Annotated in this window: 8 protein-coding genes; 3 read left to right on the top strand and 5 right to left on the bottom strand. The window is 68.2% G+C overall.

Going from position 1 to position 13,820, the window contains the following annotated elements:
- Positions 1–701: 701 nt before the first annotated feature.
- A complete protein-coding gene (gene eccA / locus ACIHA7_RS13975) occupies positions 702–2,519 on the bottom strand; it encodes a type VII secretion AAA-ATPase EccA (protein ID WP_397289229.1) in 1,818 nt (605 codons plus the stop codon).
- A gap of 198 nt (positions 2,520–2,717) precedes the next feature.
- Here eccA and eccD point away from each other — a divergent pair, with 198 nt between their 5' ends.
- The 3 genes from eccD to eccCa are packed head-to-tail and all read left to right on the top strand — an operon-like array spanning position 2,718 to position 9,606.
- Positions 2,718–4,172, top strand: coding sequence for a type VII secretion integral membrane protein EccD (gene eccD, locus ACIHA7_RS13970; RefSeq protein ID WP_397290752.1), 1,455 nt, complete (start codon positions 2,718–2,720; stop codon positions 4,170–4,172).
- Positions 4,165–5,553, top strand: coding sequence for a type VII secretion-associated serine protease mycosin (gene mycP, locus ACIHA7_RS13965; protein ID WP_397289227.1), 1,389 nt, complete (start codon positions 4,165–4,167; stop codon positions 5,551–5,553). The genes eccD and mycP overlap by 8 nt, the downstream gene beginning before the upstream one ends.
- A 15-nt stretch (positions 5,554–5,568) precedes the next feature.
- On the top strand, positions 5,569–9,606 hold the full coding sequence (eccCa, locus tag ACIHA7_RS13960) for a type VII secretion protein EccCa (RefSeq protein WP_397289225.1): 4,038 nt from the start codon (positions 5,569–5,571) through the stop codon (positions 9,604–9,606).
- Positions 9,607–9,687: 81 nt separating this feature from the next.
- On the opposite strand, the gene ACIHA7_RS13955 is transcribed toward eccCa, so the two are convergent.
- The 4 genes from ACIHA7_RS13955 to ACIHA7_RS13940 form a co-directional block, all read right to left on the bottom strand.
- Positions 9,688–10,080, bottom strand: coding sequence for a hypothetical protein (locus ACIHA7_RS13955; RefSeq protein WP_397289222.1), 393 nt, complete (start codon positions 10,078–10,080; stop codon positions 9,688–9,690).
- A gap of 445 nt (positions 10,081–10,525) precedes the next feature.
- Positions 10,526–11,239 (bottom strand): SDR family NAD(P)-dependent oxidoreductase, encoded by a 714-nt coding sequence (locus ACIHA7_RS13950; protein WP_397289219.1) that lies wholly within the window; start codon positions 11,237–11,239, stop codon positions 10,526–10,528.
- An 87-nt stretch (positions 11,240–11,326) separates the two neighbouring features.
- Positions 11,327–12,469 carry an ROK family protein gene (locus ACIHA7_RS13945; RefSeq protein WP_397289217.1) on the bottom strand — a complete coding sequence of 381 codons (1,143 nt, stop codon included), beginning with the start codon at positions 12,467–12,469 and terminating at the stop codon, positions 11,327–11,329.
- On the bottom strand, positions 12,466–13,812 hold the full coding sequence (locus ACIHA7_RS13940; RefSeq protein ID WP_397289215.1) for an MFS transporter: 1,347 nt from the start codon (positions 13,810–13,812) through the stop codon (positions 12,466–12,468). Before ACIHA7_RS13940 ends, ACIHA7_RS13945 begins: the two co-directional genes overlap by 4 nt.
- Between the last annotated feature and the right edge of the window lie 8 nt (positions 13,813–13,820).

The following is a 13,820-nucleotide window of genomic DNA, read 5'->3' as shown; positions in this document are numbered from 1 at the left end:
GTGAGAAATCCAACGCCCGCAGCACAGCCGCGGACCGAATTCTCATGATCGCACAATTCCGCGCCCGGTCGCCGAGCTCCCCCGTCGGAGCCCCTTCCCGCCGAAACTGATCCGATGTCCAGTTCGAGTGGCCCGATGATCCGAGTAGCTGACCGCCCTCGTCTACAATGTATCACCGGCGCATTTCGCCTGGCTGATGCAACTGACAAGCACATTGTGCCCGCGCGAGGAAGTCGACTTAGCCTTCGCCTAAAAGTAGCCACGCACGAGCCATGCCAACCGCTGGAACGCGCCGCGGCCATGACAACCCCGGGTCACACCCGCCGACCGGACCGACCGATCGGCTCGTACGCCGACAACGACCCAGCCCTCACGAGATATCCCCATCATGACGCGTTCGCCGCTGCCAAACCCGCCAGACCGGTTCCGCTGAAACAGGCTGTACCGCAGGCCGATACGACCGAACAACGCCCACCGCGGCTTCGGCGGCCTTCCCCATGAGCATGCCGGCCAACACCGACACCATCACTACCCATACCCCGCCGAAACCGAGTACGAATATCAGCACCACCGCCACAGCCATAACGAACGGAATCGCATACGCGGTCTCGACGAGAAACCTTCGCAGTCGCTGCATTTCACTTACCCCCTACACACTCCAGGGTAACCGCTGAGGCTCCTGCCTCGACGCGATCGCCTGACTACGTCAACGTGGCCAGCACGATATCCAGCGCCTTGCGCATGTCATCGGCCTCGATGCGCATCAGCGTGTCTTCGTCGAGGGTTCGTGGATCAAGGGATTCGTCCATGGCCAACCGGTATTCGCGTTCTTCCTCGGCACTCTCGATCACATTGCGGATGAACCGCCCGTTACCGGCGATATCGACACCGCGACGCGGCAGACCACTCTGATCGGTGCGTTCGGCCGCGTACAGCTGCACACATGCTTCGCGCAAGATCTCGACTGCCTCGTCCGAGAGCGCGGAATCACGTTTTGCGGCAATGAATTTGCCGATATCACGGAGTTCGTCGGGTGAGTAGGAGTCGAATTTCACGCGCTTGGCGAACCGGGAGGCGAGACCGTCGTTGCTGGCCAGGAAGCGGTCGATCTCGCCGTCGTACCCCGCGATGATCACCACCAACCGGTCGCGGTCGTTCTCCATCCGCGCGAGCAACGTGTCCACTGCCTCGCGACCGAACGCGTCACCCCCGGACAGTCCCTGCTGGATCAGCGTGTACGCCTCGTCGACGAAGAGCACACCGTCCATGGCGGAGTCGATCAGCGCATTGGATTTGATCGCGGTGGAACCGAGGTGCTGGCCGACGAAATCGGAGCGCTTGGTCTCCACCACCTTGTCGGTCTTGAGCAGGCCGAGACCGCAGTAGATCTTGGCGACCACGCGGGCGATGGTGGTCTTGCCGGTACCGGGCGGACCGGTGAAGGCCAGGTGCTGCCCGCGCGGCATGCTGCTGAGGCCCTTCTCTGCGCGGATCTTCGCCATGGTCGCCGAGGACTGCAACTTGGCGACCTGTACCTTCACCGCCGCCAAACCGATCTGGGCCTGCAACTCCGCGCGGGCGGTGGCCAGAATCGTCTCGGCGCGGTCCTGGTGTTCCTGTTCGGCGGCCTCGTCCAGCGACGGCGCGGTCGCGGGATCCCAACGGTTGGTGCGTGATTCGATCTGTTCACGGGTGGTGACCATGATCCGGAAGGTGGGATCGCTCATGGCGCGGGCGTTCGAGGCGAAGCCGGGCACCTGGCTGTACACCGTCTCGAACAGCGACCGCGCCTCGTCCTCGTTGCCTTGTTCGCGCAGCGCCAGGCCGCGGCAGTACATGGCCGCGGTGCGGGCCGCAGGGATCGGCCCGTGCTCGGCTTGTTCGAGGCGGCGCGTCGCCTCGCCGAACAGGCCGAGGTGCGCGCACGCGGTACCGACCATGACGTGGGCACCGACGGCCATGTACTGGTCCTGCCACTCGGCCGACCCGGCAAGCACCGCCATCACGTCGGGCCAGAGCTGGGCGGTGAAGTACAGCACGCCGCGCGCATAAGCGCAGAGCCGGTCGTCCAGGGCGCGGTCCGGGTCTTCGGTCATCTTCTTGCGGCGCTCGTCCAGCTCGTCGAGCACCTGCTGGGCCTCGTCGAACTGCTTGTCGTCCAGCAGCCGCATGGCGTGCGCGATCCAGATCTCGGTGAAGCCGGCGACCGGATAGTCGATGTACTGACCGATCTGGAAGCGGCCGGCCAGCTGGCGCGGCGGCAGCCCGAGCCTGCGCTGTTCCCGCATCAACGAGGTGGTCGAGGTGCGGTGCAGCTGCCCGAACACCTCGTTGGACGCGTCCCCGGCGGCGAGGCGGCCGAGCCACGCGTCGCACATGTCCGGGTCCAGCTCGGTGGCCCGGCGGAAGGCGACCTTGGCGTATTCGAGATTCTTGGTGGCCTGCTGGCCGTCGACCATCAGACCCAACGACAGCACGCCCGCATCGAAGACCTGTTGGGCTGACCGAATCGCTGACATGCGGCGCAACGTAACCGGAATCCGTTGCCGCGTCACGCGGTACCGGTTCGCCCGCATGCGGCATTCACCGGCGATTAACCGCGCGCGGCAGGCTCGGGCACAGAACCGCACGTCGGCGCACGCCCAGGGTTACGACTGAGGAAACTCACTGCTCAGCCGGTGCGGCCGAGCGACTCCGTTGTTAATTTCCCGAACGTGATGGAGTCCACGGCGATCGAGCCGCAACTGTGCCGGGTCTCGGTGATCGGTGGCAACACCCAGGTGGATGTGGTGCTGCCCGCCACCGTCGCGATCGCGAATTTCATTCCGGATGTGGTGGCGCTCATCGCTTCTCGCAACCCCGACCTGTCCGAACTCGAGGACAACGGGCCGCTGGCCGCCCAGCATTGGACCCTGGCCCAGCCCGGTCAGCTCGCGATCGATCCGGGCCGCACGCTCACCGAGGCCGAGGTGTTCGACGGCGACCTGCTGGTGCTGCGCGCGGTCGATTCGGTCGAGTCGCCGCCGCTGTTCGATGATGTGATCGACGCGGTCGCCCGATTGACCGACGACTCGTTCAGCGGCTGGTCGGGTGAGTCGGCGGGCCGGGCCGGGATGGGTGGTGCGATCACCGCAGTGCTCGGCACCTGTTTTCTGCTGCTGTTCGCCGCGGCGCGCGGCTGGTCGGTGCTGGCCGGATCAGCGGGCCTCGGCATCGGCCTGGTGATCTCGGTCGGCGCCGCGCTGGTCGCCAAGAAGTACGCGGCGACCGCGCCCGCCACCGCGCTGGCCCTGTGTGGATTGCTCCTGATGGGCAGTGGCACAGCGGCATTCGTGCCGGGCCGCCCCGGTGCGCCACACCTGCTGTTCGGCGCCGCCGCCACCCTGCTGCTCGCGGTGATCGCGATGCGGGCGATCCCGGTGCGCACGACGATGTTCACCGGGGTCATCACGGTCGCGACGTTCGGCGTCGGCGCCGCGGGCACGGTGACGATCTGGGACGTCGCGCCGTTGAAGGTCGCGGCCGGAATCATCGTCTTGGCGCTGCTCGGCATCACCCTCGCCTCGCGTATCGCGGTCGCGGCCGCGCGGCTTCCGGTGCCGCCGGTGCCGACCGCTGGCGGGGCCATCGACCCGCGCGACCACGAACCACGGCCGACCATCGAAGGGATCGGCGCGGTCGGCGCGACCGCCATCCCCTCGGCGGCCGGTTTGGGGGAACGATCGCGGCGGGCCAACGACTTCCAGTCCGGGATGATCTTCGGCATCGTCGCGGTCACCGTGCTCGCGACGATCGTGATCGTCGCCTCGGCCACCGAGCACCGCTGGCAGTGTGCGGCGCTCGCCGCCGCGGTGGGTGTGGTACTAGCCAGGCGCGGACGGGCTTTCGCCGATCTGACGCAGGCGGCGGTGCTGGTGGCCGGTGGCTGCGCGGCGCTGATCGTGCCCGCGGTGCTGTGGGGTGTGCGGATGCCGGAGCTGGCCCTGCCTGCCGCGGGCGCGCTGCTGCTGGTCGCTGGGCTCGGCATGCTGATCGGGGTGGCCGGGCCGAACATGGAAGTGTCGCCGGTGGTGCAGCGGGCGGGCGAGATCTTCGAATACCTGCTGATCTGCCTGATCGGTCCGCTCGTTTTCTGGATCATCGACGTCTACGCCATGGCCCGGAATGCGTGAGCTCGCCCGGTCGGCCTGCGTCGTCGCCCTGGCGCTGACGCTCTCCGTCGCGCCGACCGGCGCGGCACTCGGCGTCGCACCGCCGGTTGTCGATCCGGGGGCGCTGATCACGAACGCCCCGGTGGCCCCGCCGATCCCGTCCGAGCAGCGCCTGTTGTGCTCGCAACCGATCTGGACCGGACCCGCACCGGTCGGAGTGCCCGCAGCGCAGAAGGCGCTCGGGCTCGAAAACGCCTGGCAGTTCAGCCGGGGCGAGGGACAGACCGTCGCGGTGATCGACACCGGCGTCAACCGGCATCCGCGACTGTCGGTGCGCCCGGGCGGTGATTACGTCTCCGACTCCGACGGCACCGCCGACTGCGACGGCCACGGCACCCTGGTGGCCGGCCTCATCGCCGCTCGGCCCGCACCCGAGGGCGGCGACGGTTTCTCCGGTGTCGCGCCCGCCGCCTCGATCCTCACCATTCGCCAGACCAGCCTGGCCTACCAGGCCAAGAACAGTTACCGCTCCGACGATCCCGGCGCGATGTCGGCAGGTGGTTACGGCACCGTCGACACCCTCGCCAGCGCGGTGGTGCACGCGGTCGACAGCGGCGCGACGGTCATCAATATCTCCGCGGTGTCGTGCAGGCCCGCCGGTGCCGAGGCGGTCGACGGCCCGCTCGGCGCCTCGCTGCGGTACGCCTACGACCACAACGTCGTCGTGGTCGCGGCAGCAGGCAATCTGCAACAGCAAGGTGCGTGCAAGGAACAGAACGGCACTGCGGGCTGGCATGCGGTCGCTACCATCGCGACGCCCGCGTGGTTCTCCCCCTATGTCCTGTCGGTGGCGTCGGTGGAGCCCGACGGGTCGCCGTCGGCCTTCACCCTGTACGGGCCTTGGGTTTCCGTAGCCGCGCCGGGCAGCAACCTGATGTCGCTGGACAGCGCACCAGGCGGCACCGGGCTGGTGAACGGCACTCCGCAGGCCGACGGCCAGGTAGCTCCGGTGAACGGCACCAGCTTCGCCAGCGCGTACGTCGCGGGGCTGGCCGCCCTGGTGCGTGCCCGCTTTCCCGACCTCTCCGCCAAGCAGGTGATGGACCGCATCATCCGCACCGCGCACGCACCGGGCAACGGCCACGACGGCCGCATCGGCGCAGGCCTGATCGACCCGGTCGCCGCGCTCACCGCCGTGGTGCCGCCCACCGCGAAAAGCGATCCGGCACAGGGCGTTCCGATCGCGGGCCCGACGCCACCGGCCTATGTGAGCCCGTGGCCGCGCCGCATCGGCCTCGCCGGCGCGGTGAGCTGCTTGACGCTGCTTGCCATCGTGCTCGCCCTCTCCATTCCGTTCCGGCGCGAACAGCGCAGGCCCCTCGTCCTGCCGGGCGATGACTAACCGAAGGAATTGTCCATGGGCACAAAGGGGTTCATCCGCCTGGCCAGAATCGCACCACCGCGGCCGCCGGGCGGCGAGGTAATCCTCAACGCACCACCGGAGATCACCGCGCCGGTCCCCGCGCCGCTGTGGCAGCGTCTGCTGCCAGTGGTGATGGTGGTCGCCATGGTGGGCATGATGGGGTTGATGTTCACCATGGGCGGCAAGTCCATGTTCTCCAATCCGCTCACCATGATGTTCCCGATGATGATGCTGATGTCGATGGTCGGCATGTTCGCCAGCCGCACCGGCGGCGGCGCGAAGCCGGCCGCCGAGCTCAACGAGGAACGCAAGGACTACTTCCGCTACCTCGACCAGCTGCGCCGCGACGTCCGCACCACCGGTACCGCCCAGCGCGAGGCCCTGTTCTGGAGCCACCCGCACCCGATCGACCTGCACGCGCTGATCGGCACCCGCCGGATGTGGGAGCGCAGGCCGAGCGACCCCGACTTCGGGCACATCCGGATCGGTGTCGGCAGCCATCGCCTCGCCACCAAACTGGTTCGGCCCGAGACTGTTCCGCTCGAAGACCTGGAACCGGTGTCGACAGTGGCGCTGCGCCGCTTCGTCCGCACGCACTCGGTGGTGCACAGCCTGCCGACCGCCATCTCCCTGCGCGCCTTCCCCGCGGTGAACGTGGAGGGGCCGCGCGAGCACGGCCGCGCGCTGGTCCGGTCGATGCTGATGGAGCTGGCCACCTTCCACGGGCCGGACAGCATGATCTTCGCGATCGTCACCGCCCACCCGGACGGTGACGTGTGGAGCTGGACCAAATGGCTTCCGCACCTGCAACATCCGCGCGACACCGACCGGATCGGGTCGGCGCGCATGCTCTACGAATCACTGTCGGAACTGGAGACCTCGCTGTCGGAGGACCTGCTCGAACGCGGGCGGTTCCTACGCAACGCACCGACCACAGCGGGCAGGCTGCACCTGGTCGTGGTGATCGACGACGGGTATGTCAGCGGCGCCGAGCGCATCATCAGCGACGCCGGGCTCGACTCGGTGACCGTGCTCGATCTGACCGCGCCGCAGACCGGTCTCGCCGTCCGGCGCGGGCTGCAGCTGGTGGTCGAGGAAGACGTGATCGGTGCCCGCACCGGTGGTTCCGTGGAGAATTTCGCCGGACCCGACCGGGTAAGCCTGGATATCGCCGCCACTTTCGGCCGCGGGATGGCGCGCTACCGGATCGCCACCAGCGCCCAGGTCGTCGACCTCGGGGCCGAGGTGAACACCGACCCGGGACTTATGGCGATGCTCGGCGTCGCCGACGCGGCGACCCTCGAGGCGGACACGGTGTGGCGGCCGAGGTCGGCTCGCGAGCGATTGCGGGTGCCGATCGGCTCGACCCCCGACGGCACCCGAGTCGAGATCGACATCAAGGAGTCCGCCGAGAACGGCATGGGCCCGCACGGGTTGTGCATCGGCGCAACGGGTTCCGGCAAGTCGGAGTTCCTGCGCACGCTGGTGTTGTCGATGGTGACCACCCACTCCCCCGACCTACTGAACCTGGTGCTGGTCGACTTCAAGGGTGGCGCAACGTTTCTCGGGCTCGATCCGCTACCGCACGTGTCCGCGGTGATCACCAACCTCGAGGAAGAACTCTCGATGGTGGACCGCATGCGCGACGCACTCGCCGGTGAGCTGACCCGCAGGCAGGAATTGCTGCGAGCGGCAGGTAACTTCGCCAACGTCACCGAGTACGAGAAGGCCCGCGCCAACGGGGCACCGCTCGATCCGCTGCCCGCGCTGTTCATCATCGTCGACGAGTTCTCCGAATTGCTCTCGCAGAAACCGGATTTCGCGGAACTGTTCGTGATGATCGGCCGCCTCGGCCGCTCGCTGCGGGTGCACCTGCTGCTCGCCTCGCAGCGACTGGAGGAGAACCGGTTGCGCGGCCTCGACTCGCACCTGTCGTACCGGATCGGCCTGCGCACCTTCTCGGCGGGTGAATCCCGGCAGGTGCTCGGCATCACCGACGCCTACCATCTACCCGCACAACCCGGCGCAGGCTATCTGAAGAGTGACTCGTCGGATCCGTTGCGATTCAACACCACCTACGTGTCCGGGACCTATGTGCCGCCCGTCGCGGGCCGGACGACCGGCCCGACGGCCATGGCCGGGACGGTCGACCTGTTCACCGCCGCCACCATCGAGGCTGCCGCACCGAGCACGGAAGAGCAGCAACCCATCCCGGTGGAGCTGCCCGATCTCAGCGAACTGCTCGGTCAGGCACCGCCCGCCGAACCCGAGCGGTCGCTGCTCCAAGTGGTGGTGGACCGGCTGACCGGGCACGGCAGGCCCGCGCATCAGGTGTGGCTGCCGCCGCTCGACATCTCGCCGACCGTGGATCTGGTGCTGCCCGACCATGATTGGCGCTCCCAGGTCAACCAGAATGCCAATCTGTGGCTGCCGATCGGCATCGTCGACAAGCCGTACGAACAGAAGCGCGATGTGCTCGCGATCGACCTGTCCGGCGCCCAGGGCAACGTCGCGGTGGTCGGTGGACCGCAGTCCGGCAAGTCGACCACCCTGCGCACCATCATCCTGTCCGCCGCCACCACGCACACCCCCGAACAGGTGCAGTTCTACTGCCTCGACTTCGGCGGCGGCACCCTGGCCGCCCTCACCGGGCTGCCGCACGTGGGTTCGGCGGCAGGGCGGCTGGAGAGCGACCGGGTGCGGCGCACCGTCGCCGAACTCAGCATGCTGCTGCGCAGGCGCGAGGCGCGCTTCCTGGAACTCGGCATCGAGAACATGCGTGAATTCCGCAAGCGCAAAGCCGAATTCGCGCTGCTGTCCCCCGAGGAGCAGGCCGCGCATCCGCTGGCCGCCGACGCGTTCGGTGATGTGTTCCTGGTGATCGACGGCTGGGCCGCCTTCCGCGAGGATTTCGACCTGATCGAGGGGCAGGTGCTCGCCCTCGCGGCCCGCGGGCTTTCCTACGGCATCCACCTCATGCTCGGCGCGAACCGGTGGGCCGAGATCCGGCCCAATGTGAAGGATCAGATCGGCACCAGGATCGAGCTGCGCCTCGGCGATCCATCGGACTCGGAGATGGATCGCCGTGCGGCGGTGAATGTTCCGATCAACCGTCCCGGCCGCGGCATGACCGGCGACAAGCTGCACATGCTGATCGCGCTCCCCCGCCTGGACACCGACGTGAACCCGGAGACGCTCTCCGATGGCATCGTTGCCGCGAAGGCCGAGCTCGCCGAGCTCTACGGCGACCGCCGGGCCCCCGGGGTACGGATGCTGCCCGGTGAACTCGACCGCGACCAGGTGCTGACCACCGCCCGCGAGCTGGATATGCGCCTGGACAACAAGCGGGTGCTGATCGGGTTGAGCGAATCCGAGTTGCTACCGGTGGTGCTGGACTTCGAAGAGTCGCCGCACCTACTGGTGTTCGCCGACGTGGGCTGCGGCAAGACCACGCTGCTGCGAAATATCGCCCAGGGCATCGTGGAGAACTCGCACCCGAACGAGGCGCGGGTGATCCTGGTCGACTACCGGCGCACCATGCTCGGCGCGATCGACGGACAGCACCTGGCCGGGTACTCCACCTCGGCGCAGACCTCGATTCCGACATTGAAGGAAGTGGCGGGATTCGTGTCGCAGCGGCTGCCCGGCGCCGACATCACGCCTGCGGAGCTGCGCGAGCGCAGCTGGTGGACCGGGCCCGAGGTGTATGTGATCGTCGACGACTACGACATGGTCGCGTCGAACAATCCGCTGGCCCCGCTGCTGGATCTGCTGCCGCAGGCGCGCGATATCGGTCTGCATGTGATCATCGCGCGCCGGTCCGGTGGTGCGGCGCGTGCGCTCTACGATCCGGTGCTCGGGCCGATGAAGGATATGTCGGTGGACGGAATTCTGATGAGTACGCCGAAGGACGAGGGTGTGCTGCTCGGGGACGTGCGTCCGGCCCAGTATCCGCCTGGGCGTGGGTTGTTGGTGTCGCGGACACGGGGGCGCGATCTTATCCAGATCTGCCATCTGCCTCCGCCGAGCTGAGCGGGTGACGTCGCTCGGCGATGGGCATGGCTGCGATTGTCGGATGCGCGGAGGCGGGACCCATCCGGCGGGCTGGGGTGGTCAGGAGAATGCGGCGGTGGCGTTCTCCTCGACACCATCGAGATCACCCGCGGCCCTGGCCATCCCGTGGGCAAACTGCGACAGGGTGTGTGCCAGGTCGAATCCGCCTTGGAGTAGGTCGGTGCTGAGGTTCACGTAGCCGGCGTTGCCGTCGGCGAACGACTTGCCGAACGTGTCGGTGCCCCACGGCGGGTTGGCGCTGCTGCCCGCGGTGACCGTGGCTTCGGATTGCCCCGCACTTCCGTTGTGCTGCACTGTGATCGGGTCACCGAGCAGCGTCAGGGTGTCGGCGAGTACGCGCACCGCACGGCCGACCGCGTCGGCCACGCTGTCCATCACCACGGCGGCGGAATGCACGTCGGTGGTCGAGTCGATGGCGATGGTCTGCTCCACCTGCCCCACTCTCGCCAGGACAGGCAGCGGTAGACGGGATTGCGAGCGACTGCGGCCGAAACACTGTGCAAACTATGGGTTTCGGGCTTAATACCGGAAACTCTCCGGGGTTGATCGGGGCGTCCGGCGGCTGGTTGGCCAGGATGTGTCCGGCCGTGCCTGCCCGGACACTGAACCGGCGTGGATCGCCGAGTACTTCGCGGACATCGGCGTAGCGGGTCACCAGCCATGCGTCGATTCCGGTTGGGCACGAAACCCGCGGCAGCGCCGCACTTTCCCGGATTGCACTGATCTCCGGCGGGGGACCGAAGGGACACGTCGCACCGTTCGGTAAGGGAAGTGTGGATGACGACACGGAACTGTCCCTCTCTGTGGCGGGACGCTCGCGTCCCGGCGTAGTGGTGATGGCCTTTCCACGACGGCGACATTCGTTCGTCGGTATCGACTACGTAGTCGGCTCGCGCAGTACGGCCGTCATCGCGCCGTCCACGGTGACGGTCGCGCCGGAGACGAGCCTGGCCTGATCACTGAGCAGGAAGGCCACCACCGCAGCGATGTCGTCCGGCTGAGCCAATTCGCCGAGCGGCTGCACCTCGGTCAACGCGTCACGGGTGGCCGCATCCTGCCAGCGATGCGCGTTGCGGGGCACCATGACGAACCCGGGCCGGACGACGTTGCACCGAAGCCCGCGCGGGCCGAGCTCCACGGCGGCGGCGCGACCGAGCGCCTCCAACGCGGCCTTGGCCATCGCGTACGGCGCCTGCCCACCCCACGCCAGCGCCGCATGGATCGAACTGACCAGCACCGCGGCGCACGGCCCGCCACCCGCTCGGGCGAGCAGCTGTTGCAACGGCGCCAACGCGGACACCGCACCGATGTTCAGCACGCTGAGCACCGCGTCCGAAGTCTGCTCGGCCAGTGGGGCGCGATGCTCACTCAACAGGCAATGCACCAGCCCGGTCGCGCTCTCGAGCGCGTCGAACGCGGCGCCGATCACGGCTGAGTCGGTGGCGTCGCCGACGATCCACGGCACGTCTGCCAGCTCCAGCGGCGGTGGCGCGATGTCCACCACCGCGACCTGTCGCCCTTCAGCCAGGAGCGCACGCACTATGGCCGAGCCGATACCACCCGCACCGCCGAGCACCACCACACCACTCACAACCGCACCCCTTCCCAGGCAGGATCGGCGAGTTCCAGACTGATCCCATTCCCACGGCATGCACGAAACCGCCTGTCCTGCAACAACTCACACATTCCATTCGGTGCTTCCGGTGGTGAAGAAGGCGCGCACGACGAGTCCCGCCGCCGCGGTAACAAGCGTGTTGCCACTAGAACGCGGCCGGACCAGCGCCTCCGGTGGGGCCGTCTCGACGCGGTCGCGCACCACCTCGAGCCATCGGTCCGACGGTGCGCCGCTACCACCGAGGATGATCATGCGCGGCCGCATCAGGTCGTACACCGTGTCGGCAACCGCGGCGACCTGGGCGCTGCGCGCCTCGAGGAGCCTGATCGCGATCGGATCCGCTTCGGCCAGGCGAACCAGGTCCGTCAGCGAGGTCACCGCGAGTCCGGCGGATCGAGCCGCGGCGAGCAGCGCCACGTCCGTCCCGCACTCGCCGAGGCGCGCGTAACCGCCGCCGGTGAGATCGGGCACGAGGATGCGGCCGAAGCTGCCCTGGACGATGCCGTCCGGCCCCGTCGCCCTCGGTTGGCCGAGGAACCCCATCTCCGCGACGTTGCCGACGAACAGATACAGCACGCTGTGCTGGCCCAGCCCTGCTCCGAAGGTGAGTTCGGCACCGAGCAGGGCGCACACGTTTCCATCCACCACGACGTCGAGCCCGGTCCGCTCACGCAACCGATCGGCGACCCGGACATCGACCCACCCCAGGACGCCGTTGCGCACGACGCGGCCGGTCACCCGGTCCACCTCGCCGCCGACTGCCACACCGATGCCGAGCACTGGGCCGGGAGCGCAGCCGGCCATCTCGGCGGCCAGTTCGGCGGCGCGCCGCAGCGTGCCGACGCGGTCGGCCGGATCGTGGTTCTCGGTATGTGCTCTGACGCAGTGACCTACCAGATCGGTCAGTCCGACCGTAATTCGCTCGAGGCCGAAGTGCACGCCGACCGCGTACCGACTCGACGGGTCCAAGGCCACCGGCACCCGGGGCCGGCCTACCCCGGTGGAGTGCTCGACGAGTTCACGGACGATGCCGACGGACAGCAAAGGCTCGATGATCCTGCTGACGCTGCCGTGGTTGAGGGAAAGCTCCGTGGCGATCTCCCTACGCGCCAGCGGGCCGCGCTGGACAAGTAACTGGAGCACGGCGGCCGTGTTGGCCTGCCGGGCCTGGCGCGGTTGGGTTCCGCTGAGGGCTGGGTGGTTCACACTCGCACCGGTTTCCCGGACTCGACGCGGTTGGCTTCCTCGAGCTCGACACCGGTGGTGGCCAGCCACGGCGCCGCCAGCACGATCAACGCACTGACCAGGAATGCGCAGGAGTACCACGCGACAACCGTGATGCCGTGGTTCTGCAGAAGCATGGGCGCTAGGAACACGTTGAGCGCAATCGCGAGCCGGGTCGCGCACTGAGCGATACCGGAACCAAGGCCCCGCAGCGCGGTGGGGAACGCCTCGGTGCTCCACACCCAGGACAGCACACCCGGGCCGAACCAGGTCAATGTGGCGTAGGCGACCCAGAAGACCACCAGGCCAACGCCGGGCTGCTCGCCAGTGAACGCGATGCCCAACCCGGCAGCGAACACGCCGAGGCACGTCCACACTCCCAGCCAGCGGCGGTTGATCCGGTCGATGACCAACGTACCGAGCACCACCGCGACCAGCCCCACCACAAAACTCAGCAAGGAGAAGTACAGCGTGTTGGACACTCCGATGCCGAGACTGCTGATGATCAACGGGCCCGCGACCGTCGCCACCGCGCCGCCGAAGGCCTGGATGGCGAAGAACGCCGTCACCGTCACCAGCCGCCGCCACGCCCCACCGGCCAACAGCGCCCGGTAGTTCCGCTTCTCGACGACCTCGCACTTCGGCGGTTCCAGCCCCAGCACGTCATACACCCGCTGCGCCTCCTCAGCGCGGCCCTTGGCACGGAGCCAGCGCGGCGACTCCGGCAGGAACTGCCGCGCCAGCAGCACCACGGCCGCGGGCAGCGCGGCCAGACCGAACAACCACCGCCAGGTCTCGTCGCCGAACACCGGGGCGAGCGCGAGCGCGAGCAGCACCGAGACAATGGCGCCACCGAGCCACATCATGTTGGGCAGGCTGCCTGCGATACGGCCACGCCGGGACTTGGGCGCGATCTCGGCGAGGAACGCGTGCGAGGTCGGGATGTCCATACCCACCGCGACACCGAGCACGAACCGGGCCACCACCAACTGCCACACCTCTTGAACGAACGCCGCGGCGATCGAGGCCGCCACGAAGAAGCCCAGGTTGATCATGAAGATCACGCGGCGGCCGAACCGGTCGGACAGGTCGCCGAACACCAGCAGGCCCACCGCGGTACCGACGAACGCCGCCGCGGTGACCACCCCCACCTGGAAGGCCGTGAGGCCGAAGTAGGGCCGGAGGAACAGCATCGCGGCACCGATGACCAGCAGGTCGTAGCCGTCGATGAACTCCCCGAACGCGACCAGCCTACTGGTCCAGTGGCGGACGAACCGAGCTCGCCTCGGCGACATCGAGGGTTGGTCCGCTACGGCCAAGGTCATCTGCAACT

This window comes from Nocardia sp. NPDC052316 (assembly GCF_044547795.1).
GTDB lineage: Bacteria > Actinomycetota > Actinomycetes > Mycobacteriales > Mycobacteriaceae > Nocardia.
The sequence above is the reverse complement of the archived record's forward strand: the minus strand, read 5'-3'. Positions and strand labels throughout refer to the sequence as shown.

Bases quoted from the DNA above. Each gene is read 5' to 3' on its own strand.
- ACIHA7_RS13940 (WP_397289215.1), bottom strand. From the start codon at position 13,812: ATGACCTTGGCCGTAGCGGACCAACCCTCGATGTCGCCGAGGCGAGCT.
- eccD (WP_397290752.1), top strand. From the start codon at position 2,718: ATGGAGTCCACGGCGATCGAGCCGCAACTGTGCCGGGTCTCGGTGATC.
- eccA (WP_397289229.1), bottom strand. From the start codon at position 2,519: ATGTCAGCGATTCGGTCAGCCCAACAGGTCTTCGATGCGGGCGTGCTG.
- mycP (WP_397289227.1), top strand. From the start codon at position 4,165: ATGCGTGAGCTCGCCCGGTCGGCCTGCGTCGTCGCCCTGGCGCTGACG.
- eccCa (WP_397289225.1), top strand. From the start codon at position 5,569: ATGGGCACAAAGGGGTTCATCCGCCTGGCCAGAATCGCACCACCGCGG.